This window comes from Pyrobaculum organotrophum, assembly GCF_055384425.1.
Map to the genome: position 1 here is coordinate 1,034,067 of NZ_AP042430.1, position 23,203 is coordinate 1,057,269.

Annotated in this window: 28 protein-coding genes; 8 read left to right on the forward strand and 20 right to left on the reverse strand. The window is 43.7% G+C overall.

Translation table 11 applies throughout. The features are described 5' to 3' along the window. Positions 1–5: 5 nt before the first annotated feature. The 4 genes from ACZ49R_RS06240 to ACZ49R_RS06255 form a co-directional block, all read right to left on the reverse strand. Positions 6–170 (reverse strand): hypothetical protein, encoded by a 165-nt coding sequence (locus tag ACZ49R_RS06240; RefSeq protein ID WP_464732393.1) that lies wholly within the window; start codon positions 168–170, stop codon positions 6–8. Positions 171–827: 657 nt separating this feature from the next. Next, positions 828–1,586, reverse strand: a complete 759-nt coding sequence (locus ACZ49R_RS06245) for a D-aminoacyl-tRNA deacylase (RefSeq protein WP_464732394.1) — start codon at positions 1,584–1,586, stop codon at positions 828–830. 9 nt (positions 1,587–1,595) lie between these two features. Beyond that, entirely contained in the window at positions 1,596–2,564 is a 969-nt protein-coding gene (locus tag ACZ49R_RS06250; RefSeq protein WP_464732395.1) for an alcohol dehydrogenase catalytic domain-containing protein, read from the reverse strand. 40 nt (positions 2,565–2,604) lie between these two features. Continuing rightward, positions 2,605–4,251: a long-chain-fatty-acid--CoA ligase gene (locus ACZ49R_RS06255; protein WP_464732396.1), complete on the reverse strand. Its 1,647-nt coding sequence runs from the start codon at positions 4,249–4,251 to the stop codon at positions 2,605–2,607. An 84-nt stretch (positions 4,252–4,335) separates the two neighbouring features. Here ACZ49R_RS06255 and ACZ49R_RS06260 point away from each other — a divergent pair, with 84 nt between their 5' ends. Beyond that, entirely contained in the window at positions 4,336–5,535 is a 1,200-nt protein-coding gene (locus ACZ49R_RS06260) for a M20 family metallopeptidase (protein ID WP_464732397.1), read from the forward strand. Here ACZ49R_RS06260 and ACZ49R_RS06265 read toward each other — a convergent pair. Then, a complete protein-coding gene (locus ACZ49R_RS06265) occupies positions 5,529–6,362 on the reverse strand; it encodes a SagB/ThcOx family dehydrogenase (protein WP_464732398.1) in 834 nt (277 codons plus the stop codon). The two genes, ACZ49R_RS06260 and ACZ49R_RS06265, sit on opposite strands and share 7 nt — an antisense overlap. Positions 6,363–6,367: 5 nt before the next feature. Here ACZ49R_RS06265 and ACZ49R_RS06270 point away from each other — a divergent pair, with 5 nt between their 5' ends. After that, positions 6,368–6,694 carry a hypothetical protein gene (locus ACZ49R_RS06270; RefSeq protein ID WP_464732399.1) on the forward strand — a complete coding sequence of 109 codons (327 nt, stop codon included), beginning with the start codon at positions 6,368–6,370 and terminating at the stop codon, positions 6,692–6,694. A 3-nt stretch (positions 6,695–6,697) separates the two neighbouring features. Next, the gene (locus tag ACZ49R_RS06275) at positions 6,698–7,381 is read left to right on the forward strand and encodes a methyltransferase domain-containing protein (protein ID WP_011762388.1); all 684 of its coding nucleotides are present in this window, start codon (positions 6,698–6,700) and stop codon (positions 7,379–7,381) included. On the opposite strand, the gene ACZ49R_RS06280 is transcribed toward ACZ49R_RS06275, so the two are convergent. From ACZ49R_RS06280 to ACZ49R_RS06295, 4 genes are read right to left on the reverse strand one after another with little or no spacing between them, the layout of a single operon-like run. Beyond that, positions 7,374–8,327, reverse strand: coding sequence for a class I SAM-dependent methyltransferase (locus ACZ49R_RS06280; protein ID WP_464732400.1), 954 nt, complete (start codon positions 8,325–8,327; stop codon positions 7,374–7,376). The genes ACZ49R_RS06275 and ACZ49R_RS06280 overlap by 8 nt on opposite strands. Continuing rightward, positions 8,324–8,626, reverse strand: coding sequence for a hypothetical protein (locus ACZ49R_RS06285; RefSeq protein ID WP_464732401.1), 303 nt, complete (start codon positions 8,624–8,626; stop codon positions 8,324–8,326). Before ACZ49R_RS06285 ends, ACZ49R_RS06280 begins: the two co-directional genes overlap by 4 nt. 54 nt (positions 8,627–8,680) lie before the next feature. After that, a complete protein-coding gene (locus ACZ49R_RS06290; RefSeq protein ID WP_464732402.1) occupies positions 8,681–9,313 on the reverse strand; it encodes a hypothetical protein in 633 nt (210 codons plus the stop codon). After that, the gene (locus ACZ49R_RS06295) at positions 9,313–9,675 is read right to left on the reverse strand and encodes a hypothetical protein (protein ID WP_464732403.1); all 363 of its coding nucleotides are present in this window, start codon (positions 9,673–9,675) and stop codon (positions 9,313–9,315) included. Before ACZ49R_RS06295 ends, ACZ49R_RS06290 begins: the two co-directional genes overlap by 1 nt. A gap of 56 nt (positions 9,676–9,731) precedes the next feature. Between ACZ49R_RS06295 and ACZ49R_RS06300 the strand changes: the two genes are divergently transcribed. Next, on the forward strand, positions 9,732–10,394 hold the full coding sequence (locus ACZ49R_RS06300; protein WP_464732404.1) for a hypothetical protein: 663 nt from the start codon (positions 9,732–9,734) through the stop codon (positions 10,392–10,394). On the opposite strand, the gene ACZ49R_RS06305 is transcribed toward ACZ49R_RS06300, so the two are convergent. Genes ACZ49R_RS06305 through ACZ49R_RS06330 form a run of 6 tightly spaced genes read right to left on the reverse strand, consistent with a single transcriptional unit; the run spans position 10,359 to position 14,966 of the window. Continuing rightward, positions 10,359–10,985, reverse strand: a complete 627-nt coding sequence (locus tag ACZ49R_RS06305; RefSeq protein WP_464732405.1) for a trimeric intracellular cation channel family protein — start codon at positions 10,983–10,985, stop codon at positions 10,359–10,361. The genes ACZ49R_RS06300 and ACZ49R_RS06305 overlap by 36 nt on opposite strands. Next, positions 10,967–11,422 carry a hypothetical protein gene (locus ACZ49R_RS06310; protein ID WP_464732406.1) on the reverse strand — a complete coding sequence of 152 codons (456 nt, stop codon included), beginning with the start codon at positions 11,420–11,422 and terminating at the stop codon, positions 10,967–10,969. Before ACZ49R_RS06310 ends, ACZ49R_RS06305 begins: the two co-directional genes overlap by 19 nt. Next, complete coding sequence (locus ACZ49R_RS06315; RefSeq protein ID WP_011762380.1) at positions 11,415–11,882, reverse strand: 2'-5' RNA ligase family protein; 468 nt, start codon at positions 11,880–11,882, stop codon at positions 11,415–11,417. The genes ACZ49R_RS06310 and ACZ49R_RS06315 overlap by 8 nt, the downstream gene beginning before the upstream one ends. Before the next feature lies 1 nt (position 11,883). Continuing rightward, complete coding sequence (locus tag ACZ49R_RS06320) at positions 11,884–13,656, reverse strand: ribosome biogenesis/translation initiation ATPase RLI (RefSeq protein ID WP_464732407.1); 1,773 nt, start codon at positions 13,654–13,656, stop codon at positions 11,884–11,886. Positions 13,657–13,680: 24 nt separating this feature from the next. Beyond that, on the reverse strand, positions 13,681–13,911 hold the full coding sequence (locus ACZ49R_RS06325; protein WP_464732408.1) for a hypothetical protein: 231 nt from the start codon (positions 13,909–13,911) through the stop codon (positions 13,681–13,683). Further along, on the reverse strand, positions 13,902–14,966 hold the full coding sequence (locus ACZ49R_RS06330; RefSeq protein ID WP_464732409.1) for a glycosyltransferase family 2 protein: 1,065 nt from the start codon (positions 14,964–14,966) through the stop codon (positions 13,902–13,904). The genes ACZ49R_RS06325 and ACZ49R_RS06330 overlap by 10 nt, the downstream gene beginning before the upstream one ends. A 138-nt stretch (positions 14,967–15,104) precedes the next feature. On the opposite strand from ACZ49R_RS06330, the gene ACZ49R_RS06335 reads away from it, so the two are divergent. Together ACZ49R_RS06335 and ACZ49R_RS06340 are read left to right on the forward strand one after the other, a co-directional pair. Beyond that, complete coding sequence (locus ACZ49R_RS06335; protein WP_011762376.1) at positions 15,105–15,614, forward strand: ribbon-helix-helix protein, CopG family; 510 nt, start codon at positions 15,105–15,107, stop codon at positions 15,612–15,614. 37 nt (positions 15,615–15,651) lie between these two features. Further along, the gene (locus tag ACZ49R_RS06340; protein ID WP_011762375.1) at positions 15,652–15,936 is read left to right on the forward strand and encodes a hypothetical protein; all 285 of its coding nucleotides are present in this window, start codon (positions 15,652–15,654) and stop codon (positions 15,934–15,936) included. On the opposite strand, the gene ACZ49R_RS06345 is transcribed toward ACZ49R_RS06340, so the two are convergent. Further along, positions 15,924–16,646, reverse strand: coding sequence for a hypothetical protein (locus ACZ49R_RS06345; protein ID WP_464732410.1), 723 nt, complete (start codon positions 16,644–16,646; stop codon positions 15,924–15,926). The genes ACZ49R_RS06340 and ACZ49R_RS06345 overlap by 13 nt on opposite strands. Before the next feature lie 40 nt (positions 16,647–16,686). Here ACZ49R_RS06345 and ACZ49R_RS06350 point away from each other — a divergent pair, with 40 nt between their 5' ends. Then, complete coding sequence (locus ACZ49R_RS06350; RefSeq protein ID WP_464732411.1) at positions 16,687–17,691, forward strand: sugar phosphate transferase; 1,005 nt, start codon at positions 16,687–16,689, stop codon at positions 17,689–17,691. On the opposite strand, the gene ACZ49R_RS06355 is transcribed toward ACZ49R_RS06350, so the two are convergent. Further along, positions 17,668–20,451 (reverse strand): DEAD/DEAH box helicase, encoded by a 2,784-nt coding sequence (locus ACZ49R_RS06355; RefSeq protein WP_464732412.1) that lies wholly within the window; start codon positions 20,449–20,451, stop codon positions 17,668–17,670. The two genes, ACZ49R_RS06350 and ACZ49R_RS06355, sit on opposite strands and share 24 nt — an antisense overlap. Positions 20,452–20,492: 41 nt before the next feature. Between ACZ49R_RS06355 and ACZ49R_RS06360 the strand changes: the two genes are divergently transcribed. Continuing rightward, the gene (locus ACZ49R_RS06360) at positions 20,493–21,038 is read left to right on the forward strand and encodes a hypothetical protein (protein WP_464732413.1); all 546 of its coding nucleotides are present in this window, start codon (positions 20,493–20,495) and stop codon (positions 21,036–21,038) included. Here the strand turns inward: ACZ49R_RS06360 and ACZ49R_RS06365 are convergent. From ACZ49R_RS06365 to pdo, 3 genes are read right to left on the reverse strand one after another with little or no spacing between them, the layout of a single operon-like run. Then, complete coding sequence (locus tag ACZ49R_RS06365) at positions 21,006–21,854, reverse strand: CBS domain-containing protein (protein ID WP_464732414.1); 849 nt, start codon at positions 21,852–21,854, stop codon at positions 21,006–21,008. The genes ACZ49R_RS06360 and ACZ49R_RS06365 overlap by 33 nt on opposite strands. 19 nt (positions 21,855–21,873) lie before the next feature. Then, positions 21,874–22,431: an XTP/dITP diphosphatase gene (locus ACZ49R_RS06370; RefSeq protein WP_011762369.1), complete on the reverse strand. Its 558-nt coding sequence runs from the start codon at positions 22,429–22,431 to the stop codon at positions 21,874–21,876. Beyond that, the gene (gene pdo / locus ACZ49R_RS06375; RefSeq protein ID WP_464732415.1) at positions 22,431–23,165 is read right to left on the reverse strand and encodes a protein disulfide oxidoreductase; all 735 of its coding nucleotides are present in this window, start codon (positions 23,163–23,165) and stop codon (positions 22,431–22,433) included. Before pdo ends, ACZ49R_RS06370 begins: the two co-directional genes overlap by 1 nt. Positions 23,166–23,203 lie beyond the last annotated feature (38 nt).

A 23,203-nucleotide genomic window follows, 5' to 3' on the forward strand; every position in this document is an offset into this window, starting at 1 on the left:
AAAAACTAGGGGAATACGGACTCCTTCCGTATCTCATTCCCAGTGGGAAAACTAGTTTGTTTTACTCCCCTCACGGCGTCTATTGTCAACGCCACGATAGGCATCGCTAATAAGAGCATGGCTTGCAACGGCAGTAGGGGCCCAGCTGTGACGCCGGCGAGAACAAGCACGTTATTCGCCACGGCAGTTTAGCGACGGCGACGCAACGTATTTAACGACGCCAATTCTCTATCCTATGACTCCACTTGGTCGCATACAGTATCGCCATTGCGATGGCGAGCCAAGGTACGTCGGCGCTCGACGGCGCCTAACAGCAGACCGACCACCGTTGTCAACACGTCGCCCAGAGTCGTAAAGGCCGCCGTCTTTAGTCGACTCATGCCCCAAAGAATTCAGAAGAAGAAAGTCGTGTTGGCAAAAGCGGATCACTTGACTTTCAAAGCCGCTGAAAGTCAGGTGATAAAAGTGTGAACAGAGAGGAAATCGGAGAAAATGAGATATGGAAAAGGGGATTATTTCAGTTTGTCGCATAGGCCGCGCCGACGTTACGAGTAGCCGGCCGCACCCGTCCTGGCCGACCGGGAGCGGAGAGAAGAAGCACTTCCTAAATGGGCTTGGGCAGTTGAGGAGGAGACTGTAAGCGCTAGCGCGGTGGTATAGGTTGCCGTATTTAGAGGAACGGTTGTACAGTATGGTCTGCCCGAGATGTGGCACAAAATTGTAGGAGTTGAATAACAGGCGGGTACAATGCCCCTCTTGCGGCTGTCGCGGGCGGGCCCCGCACCCTCTCGGGGAGGACCGGCGTCGCAGAGAGGGGCTATGGATGTTTACCCCTTTGTGATAATTTCGACACCACGCGACTTGAGAAACTCTATTATCTCGCTTCTGGCAGGGTTTTTTACATTCTTTTTGAACAGTATAGCTCTTTCTATAGGCGTGGTATGTTTTAGGTAGGCGTTTTGTACTACTTGGAGAGAGATATCTACATACTTAGGAATCACATGGCCTAGGTCTAACTCGCCTTTTAACACTGGGTCTGTCACAGTCACGTAGTGGAGATCGCCTATGGCCATAGCCGGCGTGTTTGGCTTTATCTGACTGTTTAATACTTCTTCAACCGCCTGGGCTAAAGTCTCAACTGCTCTCCTGTCCTTCCACTCGTTTTCTGTACTTCCAACTTCTACAAATGTGGCAGATACATAAGAGGTATTTGGAGTGTGGTGCGTCGCCTCAAAGGCGCATGTGTAAGGCTCGTATGTTAATTTACACAAAGTTCTAAATATTGAAGATGTAAGTGGCGGATTTGATATAGATACGTCGGGCCAACTGCCAGGAGTGTGAACCGTAAACAACGGCCTTGGATTTGCCATCTCATGTCTAGATATAAAAATGGCATATTTTCCAAAAGAGGCCAGTATATCCTCGCGGCTGAAGTCAGTAGGCTCTCCTCTATACACCACAACTGGGAAGTCCACAAACTTTCTAATTTCTATATTGCCCTCAGTCTTGACCAACGGCGTAGGCGCAATTACGTCGAGAAATATGCGTGATACAGGATCGTTAAGAGATGCCACTATTACGTACATAACTTTAACTCAGGGAATTAAAACTGCTCTTCCAACTACTGCACCTCTCTCCATATCTTCATGAGCTTTTGGAGCGTTCTCTAGCCTATATTCTGTATAAAGGGGCTTTATAAGCCCCCTCTTTAATAAATCTAGTGCCTCATAAATATCCCATGGCCTGAAAGCCATACTACCCAACACCTTTAATTGCCGCAGGATAATCAATGCAGGACTTATTGAAGCACGCTCGCCTGTGACATTACCAATAACAACTATAGTTCCAGCTCTTTTGGCAAGTTTAAGCGATTTTTCAAGAGTGGGGCTGCCCACTGTGTCTATAACTATGTCAAAGTCTTTATCTCTGTCTTCAGCTATTTTGACACCAAGCTCTTTTAACACTTTCGCTTTCTCGGCTGACCTAGTTGATACATAGACCTCAGCTCCTCTTACACGAGCTAGTTGTGCTATATAAACCCCAGTGCCGCCGGCGCCTACTATCAATACTCTCTTCCCTTCCACATCCACCTGCCTTAACGCATAAACAGCAGTAGCAAGCGGACATGTCGCTATTACAGCTACTTTTGGATCTACGCCATGGAATGGATGCACAAATCTCGCTGGAATAACTACATATTCGGCATATGTGCCATTACGAGATTCGCCAAGTAGTTCTGCATTTCTACATAAATTCTCTAGCCCCCTTCTGCAATAATCACATGTGCTGTCATAAATAGCCGAGAGAAATACCCTCATACCTACTAAGTCCTTTTCAACACCAGCGCCTACATCAATCACTCTGCCAACTCCCTCATGGCCAGGTATAACTGGCGGTTTTACATGCGGAAAAGCGCCTTTACGCACGACAAGATCTCGGCCACAAACGCCTGCGGCTTCGATCTTTACTACAGCCTCCCCAGGGCCTGGCGTTGGATCTTGCAATTCAACATATTTAAGAGCCTCCCTAGGCTCTCCAAATTTAACAAGTTGAATTGCTCTCATAACTACGTCTTTTTCTAGATAAATAAAAATTTTAGGGTATTTAACTTTGTCTTAAAATGTCCTTATATTGCTCTTTTAAAACTTTTTTATCAATCTTACCTGTGCCTGTCAGTGGCAGCTGTTGTACAAATATCACCTTATCGGGCAACCACCATTTAGGTATTTTACCAGTCTCTACGAATTTTTCAAGGTGTTTTATGATCTCTTGCTCAGTTACCACAGCACCCGGCTTTGGAACCACTACAGCTACTGGTCTCTCTCCCCATTTCTCATGTGGAACTCCTATAACCGCCGCCTGAGCAACTGCTGGATGAGTCGCAATAAGGTCCTCTAGTTGTAATGACGAAATCCATTCGCCGCCTGATTTTATTACATCTTTAACCCTATCTACAATTCTGACACGTCCATCTGGCATCCACACTGCGACATCGCCTGTGTGGAACCACCCACCTCTCCATGCCTCTTTAGTTTTTTCCGGGTCGCCGAGATATTCTGGAGTCACCCATGGTGATCTTACCACTATTTCGCCCATTGTTTTGCCGTCTTTAGGCACTGGGTTTAGGTTTTCGTCTACAACTGCTAGATCTACCAGAGGTATAGGTAGGCCCGTAGCTGTAAGTAAACTATAGTACTCATCTAAGTCTTGCGGCATTTTCTCCGTCGGCCTAAAGAAGCCGAGTGTAAGTATAGGCGCCGTTTCCGTCAAGCCGTAACCTACTCTTGGTATAAATCCAACCTCAGCCGCCTTCTTAGCAAGTTCTTTAGGCAACGCAGCACCGCCAACGACAAAGGTCGGCTTGATCTCTCTGATCTTAGCTACATACTTGGGCAAATCTGGAGCCGTCAGTAACATGTAAAGAACTGTGGGCACTCCAGCCATAGTCTTGACCTTCTCCTCTGCAATTAGCCTCACTGTGTGATTTGGGTCAAAACGGCCTGGGTATATTTGGCGCCAGCCAAGAAGCGCAAACGTCCAGGGAGTACCCCAACCATGTACGTGAAACATAGGCACTAGTTGTAAAAAGGTACACGGCTCTTCTGCACACTCGGGGCGGGCAAACCCTCTAAAACCAGCAAACGCAACAGCGCTTGTCAATGTGTGTAACACCAGTGCCCTGTGTGTAAAGTAAGCGCCTTTAGGCCGACCTGTCGTACCGCTGGTGTAGCCTATGGTAGCCACGGTATCTTCATTGAGATCTGGGAAGGGCTTGGGCTGGCCTTGCTTTATTATATCCTCGATTTCTGGGTCTTTTGCCACGGGACCGGCGCCATCGGATATCTGGATATATAATTGTACAGACTTAAGATGCGGCTTGAGCTTTTCTACAAGTGGCGCAAAGTCTCTGTGATATATTAACACCTTGTCTCTGGCATGGTTTATAATATAGACAAGATCCTCTGGCGCCAATCTTACGTTAAGTGGATGGAGTACCGCGCCCATTCCGGGCACAGCCCAATATAGGTCGAAATGCCAGATTGTGTTCCAATCTAGTGTAGCTACTCTATCTCCGGGTCCCACGCCCATTTGTCTAAGTCCATCAGCTAGACGCATAGATCTTTCGTATTCTCTGCCGTATGTGGATCTAATATTATTGCCATGAGGCGGGAGATATGAAACTTCAACTTCGCTAAAAACTTCCTTTATATACTTCCATATATTATTCAATGTGAGTTGGTATTTTTCCATAGTTATATAGAATTAGTGATTTTTATTTTTCTTTTCGACACAAGTCGAAGCCTTAAGCTTAATTAGTACCACCTAGTCTTTTCTATGGAAGAAAAGGCCGTATCCCTTTTAAGGAGACTAATCTCAATTCCCACGGTTAATCCCCCTGGCGAGAAATATGCTGAGTTTGTAGATTTCGCAGAGAGATATTTTAAATTTCTGGGTTTAGACACCGAGGTTTTAGAAGTCCCAAAGTCTGAGGTTGCAAAAGTATGTCCCGAATGTGTGGACTACCCACGGCTTATTTTAATAGCTAGGATGGGAGAGCCGAGGATCCACTTTAATGGACATTACGATGTAGTGCCGCCGGGTCCCCTAGAGAGTTGGAAGGTAACAAAACCTTTTGAACCGCTTTATAAAGACGGGCGGCTCTATGGCAGAGGTGCTGTAGATATGAAAGGCGGTCTTACGTCAATTATGCTAGCAGTGGAAAAGGCCGTGTCGGCTGGCGTGAAAAATTTCGAGGTTTCATTCGTTCCTGACGAGGAAATAGGCGGTGAGACTGGAGCCGGTTACTTAGCTAGGTCTGGTAAAATAAAAGCACCTTGGGTAATAATAGCAGAGGGCTCAGGCGAGGATAACATCTGGATTGGCCACAGAGGGCTCGTATGGTTTATGGTGGAGGTATATGGAAGGCAAGCCCACGGTTCTACACCTTGGCTTGGCTTAAACGCCTTTGAGGGCGCGGCGTATATTGCGTATAGACTTCAGGAGTATATCAAGGCGATATCTACAAGAGTAAGTAAATACGAGTATGAAGATCCGCGGGGGGCTTCGCCTACAATTACCATAGGCGGAGAGGTGAGAGGTTCTGTAAAAACCAACGTGGTACCTGGTTATTTCGCCTTTTCTGTAGATCGGAGAGTTATACCAGAGGAAGACATAGAGGAGGTAAAACGCGAGTTTATCGCTTTCGTAGAGAAAATAGCGAAAGAGATACCTCATAGAGTGGAAGTGAAAGTTACAAACATATCAGAGACTGCCTTGGTAGAGCCAAACCATCCACTGGTAGAGACTCTTGCTTCTGCCGTTGAGGAAGTGGTTGGCAAAAAACCTAAGAGAACCGTATGTATAGGCGGATTAGACGCCAGATTCTTTATAAAAGCTGGAATACCTACAGTCACCTACGGTCCAGGCCCCGTCAATTTAGCCCATGCGCCAGACGAATATGTCGAAGTAAAACAGGTGATAAACGTAGCCGAGACGTACTTTAGAGTTATCAAAAAACTAGCTGTCCGTCAATAGGATGACTTTCTATTGTTTTGGTAAAATCGTATTAATTCCTCTTCTGTAAGTCTGTAGGGTGTTAACGGTTTTCCCACTGGCATAATATACAAGGGAGTTTCCTCGGGAGATAGCTCCAATATTTCTCTGACTTCCTCGTCGTGAAAAGCCCCGACGGCAACTGTGCCCAGGCCTAACGCCGTCGCTTGGAGATAGACGTTTTGTCCGGCATGGCCTAAATCCATTGGCACATATCTCACACGCCCCCTCTCTCCATATACTCTAACAGTTCTGCTATATACAGCCGTAAAAATTATAGAGACGGGAGCCGTGAGTACCCACGGCTGTTCTAAAGCAGCACGATATAGAGCCTCTCTGTAATCACCTCTCTTTTTTAAAAGAAGACAATGTCTGTATACGTCGTAGTAATAGATTCCAGCCTCTAAATAACCATAATCGGCTTTTACGCCACGCTCTCCAACGACGGCATATACCTCCAGCGGGTATTGCGCTCCTGCGCTAGGCGCTGTTCTAAGTCCGTATCTAGTTTCTGATATGCCATAGGCTGCCCATAGAAGCTGGCTTAACTCCTCCAGCTCAATCGGCTCATCTCTAAACTCTCTTATCGACCGCCTATTTGCTAAAGCCTCCTCTACAGATACAGCGCCATGAAGACGTGGATATGGAAGCAAAATCTCTCTGGCACCCTTAACGGTAGCTTTTTTCACATTTCTATTTACCAAGTCTAGATAAATTACTACCGACGAAGCCAACGTCGCCACTATGCCAAGTAATAGCCGCCCTAAGGGGCTGGCTGCTATGAATTTTAAGAAACCTCTTCTCCGCACGTTATATGTCTGGGAGAGCCGCTATAAGCGTTTTTATCCTTGACATAACCGCAGTCCTTCTCCTACTCTTTGGGCTATTGGTCTCAATCTCTGGGCTATGTCTAGCAAAGCCGGAGGTTGTTAAGAAGGCTACTCTAGGCTTAATAGATTCGTACACGGTGTGTGCTAAACTCCATCTTGGTTGGGTTTCACTAGCTACTATAATTATCGCGGTTGTCCATAGCACCGCAGGCTTAGACATTTGGCTTTTGAAATCTGGAAGAGATTACTGGTGGCTATGGGCCTTGGGGGGCGGTGTGACTATCTGGTTTATATACATCTATACAGCGTAGACCGTGGACTTTGGATATAGATGGCGTGCGCTAATGGAGGCATATAAAAAGATTTGGAAAGCATACGAGAGGGCAAATTTTATCGCCACTCTAGGCAACGTAGATAGGTGGAGAGAAGAGGCTGTTTCGCTTTTCTATGCCGTTGATGGGAGAAGTCCTGTTAAAGTTCTTGACGCGGGGGCAGGCCCGGGCAATATGGCTAGACATTTGAGAGGAGTGAGATATGTCGTAGCTCTTGATGCAACACCAGAGATGCTCTATGTAAATACGACGGCAGACGAGAAAGTCGTTGGAGTTTTTGAATATATGCCGTTTAGAGATAAGGGGTTTGACTTATTGTTGGCAGGCTATTCTCTACATGCATCAATAGATATAGAGCGGGCTATTGCGGAATTTAATAGAGTCTCTCTATACCAATGTGTGGTATCTATAGGAAATCCTAATAATAAATTTGTTAGAAAGCTTCTTAGTATATATACAAAGTTTATACTTCCTAAACTTGTGTGTCTCATAACGCCAAAAGAGGTATGTAAGGAGTATAAGAAAATACATCTAATAATTTCCTCTATTCCACCAAATGCAAAAATCCGCGAAATCGTAGGTAGATACTCTAAGTTTATGCTATTTAAAGAAAGAGGATTTGGCTCTGTTTATATATACTTTGCTAGTTCGTCAAACTTTACTTAGGCTCCCATATGGCGATGTAATAAGGCATATATCTAAGATAGCGTTTTGAAAGCCCGTAACCAGCTGCTTTTAGAATGTGTTCTACACCTTTCCAACTAAAGACATGTTTTGCCCCCATTGCTGTTACTAACGCCACTAAACCCGGCGTAGATTCCACTACTTGTTGCCCTATTAGAAGTTTCCCTCCTTGGCCAATAATTGAACGTATACAGGTAAGCTCCCTGACAGGATCAAGAAGCCAGTAGAGTGTGTGTAACATCAATACTGCATCTACTCCACTTATGTACTTCTTCGCAAGTTTGACAGCGTCACACGAAGTTGGCGCGTTAAATATGCATATATCTTTACACTCTCCAGGCTTGGCTTTCAACACAGCTGTAGCCAACTCAACGTTATCTCTCCTGTAGTCAAAACCTATGTACATCTTAGGCTTGTGAAATTCCATAACCGCTAATGCCACCTGTCCCTCTTTTATAATTGGCTCGAAAATTGTCTGGAATTTCTCAATTTCGACAAGCTTTAGAAAGGTGTGTCTTAAAATCTTGTACCAGCCCTGGCTAAGCATTGTGGAGTAGAGTATGGCTATAGTGTTTTCATCGGCTTTATTAGACGCCACATTGACAGCGCCTATTCTATCAAACGACTCGTGTAACTCTACAAACTCAATCGCGTAGCTGTTGGTCGGATATTCAGGTTTCTCAGGTCTCCTCCTTATGTAGCCGTCTTCTCTGATATACCCCCTTATTCGTAAAGAGATAAAGAGCGCGCGGGCAAAAACGCTCTCTCTAATAGACTGGAGACCCAATTCGTTAAATACCTCATCCCACCACTTGACTGCATACCACTCGCTCCACGCCAGCGCTCTTTTAACTTGACCTATGCCGCCGGCTGCCTCTATAAAAGGTTTATAGTAACGAAATACGTTTATCTCCTCTACTATCTTCATGTACAGACTACAATTCCGGCCTCCTTTAATCTCCTCATAAGCGTTTGGAGGTCGGTTGGAACTCTTCCACTCTGTATGGCTTCTAACACTGCTTGTTGAGTTGCTTGCGGCAGAAGGCCAAATCTCTCCCAGTCTCTAATTTCGCAGTCTAAAACCGATTCGCCGTTATTTACAAAAATTGTGAAAACATGACCGTTGGGACATATGACCTCCGCCTCGCCATCTTTTACGGATTTTATAACTGGTTTAAATTCGATACCACATATAGGACATTTTACTATATGGGCGAGACTATACATTGTTTTTGTCCATTTATAATATTTTAATATATTCGGTAGAGTTCCCTTTATATACTAAAAGGCTAATTTGTATATATGGTAAGAGTGGTCTGGTTTATATAGGTTGAATTCTATAGTGTCTAAATGACCCTCGCTTGTCGCCACAGTCACAAATCTCCCCCCGTGTCTTCTGGCTTCGCATATTGCACTCTCTATGGCATCGTCTAGGCTTTCGAGAGATTGCAACCACAGATAATCTATGTTAAAATTCCACCGGTTTAGATACAACAGATAGCGTAAATCAGATCCAGAGGATAAGACTATGTGGTCAGGATCGGGCTCTCGATGGCCCTCCGGCGGTTTTTCTAGATAAATCCCAGTAGCACAAGGTCGAGATGTAGAGTATATATAGAGACCGCCCTTGAGTTGATAAAGCTCTTTACTTATTTCATTTGGCGTTATTAGTATCTTGATCCCTCTCAATGTCGATAAGAAGTCTATCTTTTTTGCATGTCTAAGTACAATTATATATGCCTCTTCAAGTCTCGGCTTGTCGGAAAACCACCTTGCCTTTGTTACACATCCCTCTGTAAGTCTATATAGTGGGAAAAGTTCTACTACAGGTTTAGCCCAGAAGAGTCTGAGTCTCCCGAGGTGTCTATACCATGTTATAAATTCGTCAGGTGTAAAAGGAGCTAGGCAAACCATTATGAAAAGAGTGAACTACGCCGTGCTACAAGCTTCTCCAGTTCGGACGCAATAGCTAGGAGGGATACATAGTCTTTGTTTGCCAACGCCGAAAGCATAGCATTCATTTTGTCAAATATTATAGCATCTATTTGTTCAATTTCTTTTTTAGACTCTATCTTCCCCTCTATAGATTTTATCCTAACGGCGATCATGTTTATTGCCTTTAATGCACGGCCTAATTCTTCTACATTGTCAGAATTTAACATCCGCTTACGGATCTCTGTTTCAATTTCTTTCAAGCCCTTGTAAATCATTTGCCTAATTTTAGGCTCGTCTTCTATGCTTTTGTAACCCGGATATATAAAGAAGCGAGGGGCCACAAATTTGCGTTACGCTCCGTTTAAATATCTTTAGCAATGTACAAATAAGATATGACATGGATGTGATCGGTTGGATTGACCATTTTGACTACTACGGCCCCCTTGTAGATACTAGAATGTTAGAAGAGCCAAAGTATCTAGTCTCAGCGATTATAGTATCGCAATCAGAAGAGGGATTTGAACACGCCATTAGGGGGTGGAGTCGATTTGGTACCTATGAAATTGTAGAAACTACATATGTGTATATAACTCAGGTCAAAAGAGGCGTGATAGATAGAAAGGAATTACTCCAGAAGTTACTCTTTCTACTGCCGCGTTTTAAATATTTTGACATCTTGGCTCTACAACGGGTTTTAAAACTTGGTCTTGGCATTACTACATGCGATTTGGGGCTTGTTGTTTTGTCGTATATCTCTGTTAGAGATGGCAGACCCCCTCAACGTCCTCTAGGTACGTTATTTGAAATAAGGGGAGATGAGCTTATGATATACATCGCTAGAAATAATAAGGGGGAAAGGGTATATGATGGAGAAACCATGTGTATAATACCTATGTCAACTGAGGAGCCACGCCACCCGCTGTACGAGGCCTATCTCAAAGGCTTTAGAATATATACCGAAGGCATGCCAACTGAGAGAGACCTCTGTGTAGTACATAAGAAGTTAAAGCTAAGATGTAAAATCCTACAGCCTAACGCGGGGGAGTTCCCAACCTTTTAATAACGTAACTACTCTAATAGCGGTTACTGCAATAATTGTGGTTAACATGGCAATTTCTCTGCCCAGTGGATACAAAACTAGATATAATACGCCGCCGATAGCAGCCGCAGATGCATAAACCTCACGTCTTAACACCACTGGGACTTCCCCAGCAAGTATGTCGCGGACTACGCCCCCGCCTGCTGCTGTTATTGAAGAGAGCGTTATAACAAGTAGCCAACAGCTCTCTATCCTGTTGGTGGAGCAGTAAGTAGCTGTAATATCTGCGCCTATTGCCGCAAATGCGCCTAATCCCAGGGCGTCTGGATATAAGACGACGTCTCTATACCTCCTCACTTGAGGATATAAGACAAATGTTACTAACGATGCTATTATTGCAGTAGCCGGATATGGAATATACATTAGATTCGCCGGAGGAACTCTGCCCAACAATACATCTCTAATTATACCGCCAGCTAACGCCGTCGAAAACCCCAACACGATAAACCCGAGCAGATCCATATCCTTCTCGCCTGCTTTCAATGCGCCCGATACTGCAAATGCCACTATACCTACGTAATTTAAAATCTCGACTATAAGCTCTGCGTACATAAGCCTAGTAATCTTGCAATAGCCACGTCTTCTATAACAGGCTTGACAAATTTAATAAATCGCTTTATATCTTTACTACGGTATATAACAATGAAATTTCTCTCGCCTTTTTCATCAGTAGTTTCAAGAGGATGTATGCCCAATAGACGCAACGACCTTATTAATTTTCTACTCCTAACTTTGTATATAGCTATGACATCTCCCATATAGGGGTCGCCGGTGAAAAATTCGCCATATGTCTCAAAAGCTCCCTTAAGGAAATACACATGTTCTAAAAGAGTAGACGGCGTATACTTACAAAATCTTTTTGGCAAAACTAGCCTATCTTTATACATGCCAAGCGACTTAAGCCACTGTAGTATGTACGGCTTTGGCGACTCTACAACACAACCGCCGACGGCTAAACCCCCCAGATAGGCCTCTATCTCTTTACGCATAAAGAGGAAGTGTATAGAGCGATAAATAGACGCCTCCTGTTGTATCTATGAGGTGTATAGCCTTTACCTCGAAAGCCGTGCCGACATATTTAGATGTCTCCTCAATCGCTGGGGCGAGATCCTCGTTTGTAGGATGCTTTAAACGTATGGCATATACTGAGAGATGTGGCTTAAATTCTGTATATCTCTCCTCTACTGCTTCGCCAAGAGACGCCAACAATAACGTACGCAATGCGGCTAGTTCCCCGTATGGCTCCACTTTGAGAGCTATATACCTCGGCTTGGTTACGCTGGGTAATAAAACCACTGGGCCGAGTCTTACGACAAATTGTCTATACCTTAGCTCTGTTTTTACAGGTCTTTTGAGCTTAACTAATGTGATATGTGGCTTAACTGGAGTAATGCCTTCAAAAGGCCTTAGAGGCGGCATTGGCGGCAAAATGCCGTATATGTATCCCATATTAAATATAATAGAGCTCTCCCCTCTCCTTCTGCTCTCTATCGAGAGCAGACCCAGGCTTATTTAACCTCGGCCTACCCGATTTAATATCCCGTCTAAATGACGCATCGGCCCACTTTAGAAACATATTCATTCCTGTCCTCATGTCCGTGGGACCTGGAGAGAACCCCCTTCTCCCCGGCTCGCCTACAAAGGGCATAATGGCATTAGACATGTAATCTAGCATCGCAATGTCGTGCTCTACCACAAGCATAGCGGCTTCACTCTCCTCTATTATACGCCTGATTGTCCTAGCCACGGTTATACGTTGTTCAACATCTAGGTAGGCCATTGGTTCGTCTAAGACATATAAGTCGGCTTTTTTTAGCAAAGATGCTGCAACTATAACCCTCTGGAGTTCGCCTCCAGACAGCTCGCCCATTTTACGCTCTAAAAGAGGGACTAAGTTGAACCCGCTGTTTAAATCAGGCCATATGGGATTGTTAGAATAGTCTCCAACTTCTTTGGCAAGCCACAGGCCGACGGTAACATCCTGATTTCTCACGGCTATATCTCTAATATATTGTGGCTTATAACTTATACGAGGAATTGAGCTGATCTGCCCCTTAGCCGGCTTTATCTCGCCTACTAAAGCCTTTAAAAAAGTTGTTTTGCCTATACCATTTGGGCCTATTATGCCAACAATTTCGCCTTTTGATATAAAAGACGCTAGAATCTCTAACTGAAAACTGCCTAGGTCTATGAATATATCAGTCCACTCTACAAGACGTGATGCTTTACTTGCCTTTCTCTCGGGAGGTCTTGTCTCAAATTTTATAGGCCTATCTCTAATCCTCATGTTTTCAGACGATATATAGCCGGCGAGGTATTCATTAATAGCTTCTCTAGCTCCGGCAGGATAGGATACAATTCCATAGGCGCCAGGTTTGCCATAGACGATTACTATGTTGTCCGCCAGGAAATCAAGAACCGTTAGGTCGTGTTCTATGACCAGCACGTATTTATTGGCTGTATATTCTCTAATGGCATCTGCAACTTTTATTCTCTCCACGATGTCTAGATGTGTCGCCGGCTCGTCAAAGATATAGACATCTGCGTCTTTTGAAAGCGCAGCGGCTATAGCCAATTTCTGTAACTCGCCTCCCGACAGATTTTCTATTTTCCTATCGAGAAGTTTATCTAGGCCAAACCTCTTTAACAACTGTTCGTTAATCCCTGCCTTCTTCACTATCTCCTCAACAGAACCCTTGAGATATACTGGTATAAGCTCGATATATTGAATCTTGTGAACAGTCCTAAGTCTCTTACTATAGAGCTCTGAAAAATACGTCTGTAACTCTGTGCCTTTGAAATATCTAATCACATCTTCAGGAGTGACTTTGTCCCTCGTGTTACAAAGATTTGGCACAAACTCGCCTGCGAGAATCTTAGCCATAGTGGTTTTGCCAAGGGCGTTGCGGCCTAACACCCCTATGATTTTGTCTCTTCTAAGGATGGGGAGGCGGTAGAGCTTAAATCCACTTGGCCCATATCTATGCACACAGTCTTTCTCAAGCTCGTCGGGTAGATTTACTATAGTAATTGCTTGGAAAGGACATTTATGTACACATATGCCACAACCTATACAAAGAGCTTCTGAAATAACGGCTTTTTTCAATTGTTCATCTATGTATACGACTTTGCCAGACTTATTAACTGGGCAGTATTTTACACACTCTTGACCACATTTTCTGGGTTGACAAGCGTCTCTATCTACGACAGCTATACGGGTCACGTGCAAACCACCACACTTGTTTATTTAGATGTAGCCTAACAGAGCCACTATCATTATCGCCAATGCAAGAAGCGGCCCAATAATTTTCCTAGTCTTCTTAAAGGCGCCAGCTAGGAAAAAGAGAGTTGCAAAAAGCAACACTGCCATTACGCGACCTCCCCACTCCCCCAGGCCTAACATAGCTAGGACACTTACTACGAGGTTGAAAAACGTCTTAAAGATAGCCCAAAGAATTGAGTAGTCTATCACCGGCATATCTTGCGACCTCTCCAATTTATACATTTTGTAAAAACAGAAACCCAAAGCACTGTGGGAATTATAAAATTACCTATAGCCCAAGTGGCGACGATATCAACAACACTAACTTGTATAGCCGTATATTTCTTCACTCCTCTAGCTCTTATAAAATCTTTTGCAAGGTTTATCGGGTGTAGTGCAAGTCCCGGCAGCAACCAATAATTGCGGATTAAAACGCTTACTATAGGTAATACTACAGATATAAAAAAGCCTAGCGTGTAGATCATAAGTCCTATATACCAACCTAAGCGTGCGTGCCACTTCACCATAAGTATCTGACGCACCCCCCAGTGAAAAGCTTCCCGAATTTTACACTGTGGGTCTGGCGTAGGCGCTATAGCCGATTTAGCAAACCATATGGTGCCGCCGACTTCTTTTATGGCAGAATACACTGCGTAATCATCACTTATATACTTAGGCAATCTCTCAGCGAGTTTAACTCTCTCGGCAAACTCTCTTTTAAAAGCCGTGGAGCCACCCCAGACAAATCTAGATCTTTTATCCATCATGGCAGGAAATCCCATGTTGCTGATGGCTAGTTTCACCTTATGACAGAGCCCTTGACCAACATACCACCTATACGTAGTTACGGCCGTGTATAAAGAAAGGGGGGCCGTTAATGACTCAAGCCAATTCTCTCTAGGCTTGATGTCGTCATCTGCAAAAACTATACAGTCGCCTTTTGCCACCTTTAGACCTGTCGCAAGCGCTGCGCTTTTCCCCTCTCCTTGGCTTATTATAACTCTACCAAACTTTTGCGCAAGTACATAGGCTGGATCCTCTGGAGAATCTACAACAAATATGTACTCTATCTCTACGTCGGTTTTTTGAGAAGTTATAGCCCTTAAGTTGTCCTCGGTCCAAGAATATACGCCTCTCATAGGTATAATCACGCTGATTTTTCTACAACTCTGTCTATGGGATGCCGTCTCGTTTCTCCAGAATAGGTACTCCCTCATTAGCCCTGCGAAAGCCAATACTATGAATGGGACGAATAGAATTGACTCAACCATCGCCTGCTTGTGCTTCTGTTCTTTTTAAAAAATCCATATTTAAGAACAACGGCTATCTTCGCTTTAGGAATCTCACACGTAGAGTATTGATATAGAAATTAGTTGTTTGAGGTATATAACCCTGGGTACTAGATCTACATGAGTATCCCCATAAGAGAGTTTGACCTAACATATAACGACTTATTCAGAGCGCCCGATAAAGAGGGAGCAGTTGTCTCAGTCCGTGTACATAGAAAGGTAAAACGTGTATTGGAAGAACTTGCTAAAAGAGAGGGGCTTGATGGAGTGTCAGAGTTAGTCAGATATCTAATCGCCGGATATTTAATGGGGAAGTATAACATCGAGAAACCAAGAGAGAAGGTGATAGTAGAGCCCATAGTGCTAACTATAAATGTACAGAAGAATAGCAGTAAGACTATTGACGATGTAGAATTAGATATCGCCGCAGAGAAGATAGTCGCAATTATTAGAGATGTAGAAGACTACTTAAGAAAGGTAAAGGCTGGAATTGTCCCCAGAAACCCCGAAGTGGCAATGCGACTTCACGAGAAGTTAGCCAATGCGCTAAAGACTGCAAAGAAACTTGGCATGGAAGAAGAGTATATGAAACTTATAAAACTCAAAGCTCAACTATCCGCTATTGAGTAGATAAAAAATTTTTTAAGTTCGTCGTAGCAAGACGCCGATGCCTATATGCACTAGATGGGAACGTCTAGTGACATGGGCCGAGAAAGACGGAAATAACTACAAGGCTCTTGAGTTTAAAGAAAAACTTGTTGAGTGTATCATATATACGGCAACAGAAAAAGTCAAGAGAAAGAAACTTGCAGAGGCAGAAGAGCTGATAAAATATGGGAGAGAGGTGGCTAAGAAATTCGGCATCGAAGAGTTAAATTTCCACCTTTCACTTCTTGAAAAAGAAATAAATAAAATTAGAGAGAGAAGAAAAGCTCAAACTCAAACTAAGTAGATAGAGTCTAGAACTTTTCTAAGTCTGCCTATCTTCTTGCTTTTTCTACTCACCACCGCGTATCTCCCCAACCCAACCGCTAGGAGATCTACTACAACTCCACCGACTTCTTTATCTACAAGCACAAGATACCCCCTTTCCCGGAAGTGGCGCCAGTAGTAGTATAACTTTCCAAGTTTTTTATTCACCGTGGCGACAATAGGCCGGCTTTCTTCAATAAGTCTAGCAACATTAGCAGAAGTATATAGGTAATAATAGGGCGGTTTTTCGATTCTAACAACCTCTACTAACACGCCATCTACATTTCTAGTCATTGTGAGTTGTATAACGCTCTGCATAAGTCTTCTAGCTTTTGCCGCTAGATACAGCGATTTTCTCTTCTCATCTAAAATTAACGCAAGAGGTGTGTACAACCTCTCTCCTCTTACAGCTGCTGGAAAAGATGCGCCAAAGAGATTGATAAATTCGACGCTATACCCCAGCCGCTCGATAAACTCTGCTACTAAAAAAGCAGACGCCTTTCTTATACTTGCCCTCCCAGGTCTGTATTTCGCGATATTTGACTTGTATATCTCAGTTAATTTTGGCGCCAGGTAGTTAACTGCACTATCTATATCTAGGCCATCTTCAACTTTCTTAAACACCTCTCTCACTAACCACGCAGGTGCGTCTTCAACTCCTACAATTCTTTTGACTATCTTCTCAATCATTTCAACAAGGCAATTTTTATACCAGGTTAATAAGTTTGTTGTGGAATTAGCCGTCGTAGGCCGCATAGACCCGCCTCTTCTCACCCCAGCGCCGTACTTAATAGTAGGAGGTTTTAGAATTGTCGAATTAGCCGCTTTAGCATTTTGCGATATGGGTAGAGTTGTGATATATGTAGAAGATACTGTAGACCTCCCACGTATTCTAGAGGGGTGTAGATTTGAAATCAGAAAGGGCATACCGCTTGACGTGCCGAAAATACACGTCGGTTGTATTCCCCACCTCCTTAAATCTAGAAACTTGGCATGTGGAGAGAGTAGACTAGACTTTAGAGGAGAACTACTTACAGCTGAGCCATTTACATCTATAGCAGACCTTCTCGAAAATAATATTGAAGTTATGAAGTTGGCAATTGGCCGTCTTAAAGAACTTGGCATAGAGATTATGAAAGGAGACGTGGGGGGTGTAGTGAGAGGAGATATCTATCTCCGTGGGAAGCTTTACGAATATACATATGTAGAGGGGCCTGCGGTCATAGGGCCTAGCTCTGCCGTCTTACCGTTTACATATGTACGTCCAGGCACCACGCTTTATTATGATGTTAAGATACGTGACGAAGCTAAAAACGCCATATTAGACTCTTACACACGTAAACAACATAGCGGGTATCTAGGCGATACGTACATAGCTGCTTTCGTAAATCTCGGCGCAGGAACTACAGTCTCAAATCTAAAAAACACTCTAGGACCCATAAGGCCCTCGTATACGTCAAAAACATATAAAAAACTAGGCCCAGTCTTTGGAGAGTTTGTAAAAACAGCTATTGGGACTTTGGTCTACGGGGGGAAATATATAGGTCCCATTTCACATATCTACGGCATAGTGGATAGGGATGTGCCTTCTCTCACAATATATAAACATGGGGAGTTTCTACCTATGGACAGAGAGAAAGCAAAAGAATATATACGACGCGATTTAGCTCAATTTAATAGAGATGACCTCTATCCATTTTATACCGCTAGGCTACTCGAGAAGTCTTTGCTTTAAATACTCTTTCTCAGCCTCTTGTAGAATCTCCGTGAGTCTATTAATGTCCACGCCATTGATATTGGCCAATATCTTCTCCACAGTCTCTACAGGCAGTCTAGAAGCCAAGGCATAGAGAGCTACCCAGCCATACCTCTTTATAACTTCTGCAGTACGTCTTACCTCCTCCATGTTCCGCCTTATCTCACGCTCTAAATTATCGCTTCTCACCACTCTTACAACTCCAACATTCGCCCCGCCGCACTTGGGACAAATAAGATTTGTAACTTCGCCAACTCTAATTAGCCCATGCCAACCACAATCTAAACATACGGCAAGCATAGTATAATTGAGCAACCTCGCCTTTGTACTATCTAGGACAAGTTTCTTAAGTCTCTCAGGAGGTATAATCTCAAGTCTATGCGATAGCTTTTCATATAGAACCTCGCCGAGATATGTCGGCTCAACGGAGTGTACTATTGATATTTCGCCTGTTTTTATGCGTTGTAAAACCTCTGCCGTATGTTCTAAATCTAGGTCTCTTTCAAAAGTCTCTCTCAATGCCTCATCAAAGACGACAGTTCCACTAAACGCCTCAACTAGTTTAGACATACTAACACTGTATACATCAGCTTCTTTATCAATGGCCCCCATCCTCTTAGCCACATGTAGAATTCTACGTTTAAACGAGCCTGATTTAACTAATGCAGACCTTAGAAGTTCGGCAATCTCTTGCGCATTTAAAGAGGCTAGTTTCTTAAGATGTTCTCTAACTAACTCCGCCGCTAGAGGCTCGGAAGACTGTATAATTATCCCATAGGGGTCTTGGTGGACACCTATGGGTCTCTCTAGAGTTTTAATAAGAAGCTCACCAAGCAATTTACCTAGTGTCCTATTTACTCGCGTCCCAAAGGCCGCATGTATTATAACAATGTTGTCTTTAAACTGTTCAATAACTATTGTTTTATCATCGGGAATGGGGCCTTTGTGTTTCGAAATCTCCTCAACTATAAATTTTGCAACCTCCTCGTTTACCCCATATTCCTCGGCTATAGATTTGTAGTCGCCACGAGAGGCCTTAACGCGCAAAACGCCAACTTCTTGCGCAACTTCAAAAGGCACCGGTATCTCCTCTCCTATCCAGCTAGGTATTGCGCCTGTGGGATCAAGCGCCTCTATTACTTTTATAACTCTATCCTCTACTTTCGTTATAAGCCAAGGTCTGCCTCTAAAAATAAACTTCACCCCGACGGTGCCATATTCAGCTACAAACGATTCGTCAAGCGTACCTACTAATTCGCCGGTCTTCTCGTTAATAACGGCATACTGTCTCTCGTCCGGAATCATAGAGAGAGTCTCGTAGAAATAGCGGTAGAAGCCTCGGCTTCTTGGTCTCGCTACTACGTCGCTGTCTTCAAAATAGACCGCAAGCCTGGGGTATAGATCTTGCATAAATCTTACAACTCTCCTCAACTCCTCAATTGATAGATCTTTGTAGGGATAGGCTCTTTTTATTACTTCATATAGCTCCTCTAGTCTCCACCTAGGCTTTAGTATTAGAAAGGCTACAATTTGGTTAACTAATACATCGTATGGCTTATCGGGAATTTGAGTCGGTTCTATAAGCCCGTTTCGTGCTCTCTTTACGATAACCACCGCCTCCATTACATCGTTTATATCTTCGCCAATTATCACGCCTCTAGGCATAGCTGAAAGTCTATGGCCGCTCCTCCCAACACGTTGAAGTAGGCGCGTTACCTGATGCGGAGATATATACTGGATTACTAAATCGATATGTCCTATGTCTATACCCAGTTCTAAACTTGAAGTCGCAACAACAGCCTTAAGCTCGCCTTTTTTAAGGCGTTCTTCAACAGAGACGCGAACCATTTTAGATAATGATGAATGATGTACTGCAATGGGCAAATCGCCAAAGAGATAGGAGAGACGGAAGCCCAATAGCTCAGCCATACTTCTGGTGTTTACAAAAACTAGCGTACTGCGGTTTTCTTCAACAAGCTTTCTTATAAAACGTAGGCGGGCTATGACGTCTGGAAACAACCCAGAGACTTCAGCTAATCTATAGTCTTCCTCAGTCGGCTTGGGTCTTACGACGTCTAACTTCATCTGTCTTACAAAGTTTACGAGAACTACTTTAAACGGCCTGCTTCCCCCGACGAGAAACTTAGCCACCTCAACGGGGCTACCTACTGTTGCCGAAAGACCAACGATTTGGAAATCTCTGCCGATGTGATACCTAAGTCTCTCAAGCGCTAAGCTGAGCTGTACGCCTCTTTTATCCTCAGCTAACTCATGGACTTCGTCAACTACAACCCACCTAAGCTCCTTTAGATACTCAAGCAGACGTCTGCCGGTCATAATTGCTTGGAGCATTTCTGGCGTAGTAATCAAGATATGAGGCGGCGATTTACTCTGTTTCTGTCTATCGGCTTTGTCTGTATCTCCGTGGCGCACGTCGACTTTAAAGCCAACGCGCTCTCCCCACCATTTGATACGATCCAGAAGGTCTCTATTAAGTGCTCGAAGCGGCGTGATATAGAGTACATATATGCCAGGTCTCTCTATATTACTTTCCAACATTCTGGATAGAATAGGCAATATCGCAGCCTCAGTCTTCCCACTGCCAGTGGGAGCAATTATAAGGACGTTGTTACCAGCCAATATTTCGGGAATCGCTAACTTTTGAGGCTCCGTAGGCTCTGAAATACCTCTTTCCTTCAACGCCTCCTTAATTAGCGGATGTAGCAAGCAAAAAACCACGCTAAACAAAACGTTTATTAAATTTTACTCATACGCTGGCCATGATGTACAAATTGGCCCTCCTATTCATAATGATACTGGTCTTCACAGTCTGGGGTGGAGTTTTGTTAGTTAAGGGGCCTTCTGGTAACTACACAGCCACCGTTATAAATGGAACTTTAGTAGTTGATGGACAAAGCATACCCTTGCCACAGAAGGTTAGTTGGTACTTCAATGGGTCTTACACTGTGTATGGCATTTATTATGGCAACCCCCAATGCCTACTCTCGCTCTGGCCAGATAGGCCAGAGTTCTACATTACATGTACTGTAGGTACAGATATCGCCATAGTAGTACTAAAGGATCCAAAAGCAAAGATCGTATGCAGAGATAAAAACAACATACTCACCCCTACAACGGCAACCCAACACCTAGAGATGTATAGAACAAGAAGCTTGTATGTGGAGTGTAAATCTAACTTCTCTGCCACAGTTTCTACGCCGTCTCTTCTTATAGCTGTAATGGCCGGGGCAACGGCCGCTTCTATGAGTCTTTTCGTGGCGCTGAGTGTTTTACTACTCCGCAGAGCTCTCAAAGAGGAGCATTAAGGTTTTTTCAGTCACCATACCTATAACCGCTGTGCCCTCCTCGTTAACTACAGGGACTCCGCCGACATCATACTCAAGCATTCTCTTGACGACGTCTATAACTGGGTCGTTTGGCTTAGCTACAAATATGGGCGATTTTGCAATATTTATCGCATAGTTACTCACTATATCTTCTACAGCTCCCTGCTTGATTTTCTCAATAACTTCGTCAGAAGCAAAATATCTAAGTACATCTTTTGCGTGTAACATCGCTATCACTTTGCCTGTTTCATCCACTATTGGATACCTCCTAAATTTATAGATTGTAATACCCTCTAACACGTCCATTACAGTAGAATAAGGCGTTAACACATAGACTATTCTCGTCATTACATCGCGAACTCTGTGTGGGAAGTCTAGTTGTGACGCGACCTTTAACACATCCCACTCTGTAAATATGCCAACTAACCGCCCTGTCTCATCTACTATTGGCATAGAGCCAAAGTTATGGCGGAGGAAAAGTGCTATCACCTCGCCTAATGGGGTCTCAGGACGTGCAGAAATTACACTTCTAGTCCCTATTTCTATCACGCTCTTCATATAGATGTCACTATACAGAGAGCCCTCGGTATTTTTATCGCTAATCCAGGAATATATCGCATCTAATATATCAAGCATTGTTATTATGCCTATTAACTTATCGCCACGTACAATAGGCAACCGTCTGATATCTAGGTTAACCATAGTCTTCATAGCATTGAGCACTTTATCCTTCTCACTTGCTGTAACAACGTTTCTAGTAGCAAACTCTATTACAGGCCTTTTAAACACATCCACAGCTTAAAATACTTCATCTTTATTTAAATTTAGATATAAGCCAGTTGCCCAAAGCTGTAAACGCCTTAGCACGATGCGAAACCTTGTTTTTTGTTTCTTCATCCATCTCTGCATATGTCAAAGTCTCGCCCTCTGGCACAAACACGGGATCGTAGCCAAACCCTCTGTTGCCCCTGGGCTCACGGGTTATATAGCCCTGCGTCTCGCCGATAAAAATGTGAACAGTCCCCTCTACACATATAGCTGCGGCGCATTTAAAAACAGCCCTACGGTCGACAATGCCCTCCATTAGCTTTAGCAAGCCTTTCAAACCGATGGTTCTATATACATACTCTGCATAAGGACCAGGAAAGCCGCCTAGCGCTCCTATATAAAGCCCCGTGTCTTCAACCACAATGAAATCTCCATATATGGGACATAAGATTTCGGCCGCGTTCTTGGCTATATTAATTACGTCGTCATCTTGAATTTCTATTTTTTTGACGTCTAGCCTCTCTACAGAGATTCCAAAAGGGGCTAGGATTTTGGAAATTTCTAACAACTTGTGCGGATTTCCTGTAACAACACGTATCTTCATTAAGAGAGACCCATGTGGTTTTTAACTCGCGCCAAAAGCTCGTGCTCTGGGGGTACGCCTACAAATTCTACATCTCCAACTGAAACGTCTTCGGCTTGTAAAATTACAGCTGGAACTCCTGTCACGCCGTACATATCTGCTATATCTGGGTTTTCGTGTGCCTCTACTACAACAGACACAACTTTCCCTTTGCTTTCATATGCAAACATATTTGCCAAGAGGACAGCATATGGACAATATGGGCAGCTTGGCGTAACTACAGTTAAGATATAGACACGTTTTGAAGCACTCTGTGCAAGTGTAGAAAGCTCAGCCCTAGTTTTTTGCCTAAGCCCTGTCTTACCCGTACTAAGTCTAATAACAGTCTCTATAAACGCTCTGACCTCTTCTCCAAGAGGTGCGCCAAGATACCTAATAAAGCCGTCGCCAAAGTATACCACTGGCACACGCTGAGGTTCCACGCCAAATTTTTTAAAACTCTCTGCGTCTTTTTCATACAGGTATTTATTAAGACGTAGTTTCTCCTGCGGCGCCAGTTGTATTAGTAGATCTAGAAACTCTTCGGTAGGTATACACCAATTAGTCTCACGGCCTGCGCAATTCTGACTTGTAAAGAAGTTTATCTCCACAGAGTTCTCCATTTGGGATAACATCTCCCTAATGATCTCCCTAGTCTCTTCGTCTACTTCTATATGAGGCACTTCCTCTTCAGGTCCGCCTATTGGTATAGCCATGCGCAAATAATCGATGTGGATATTTTAAACTTATGCCA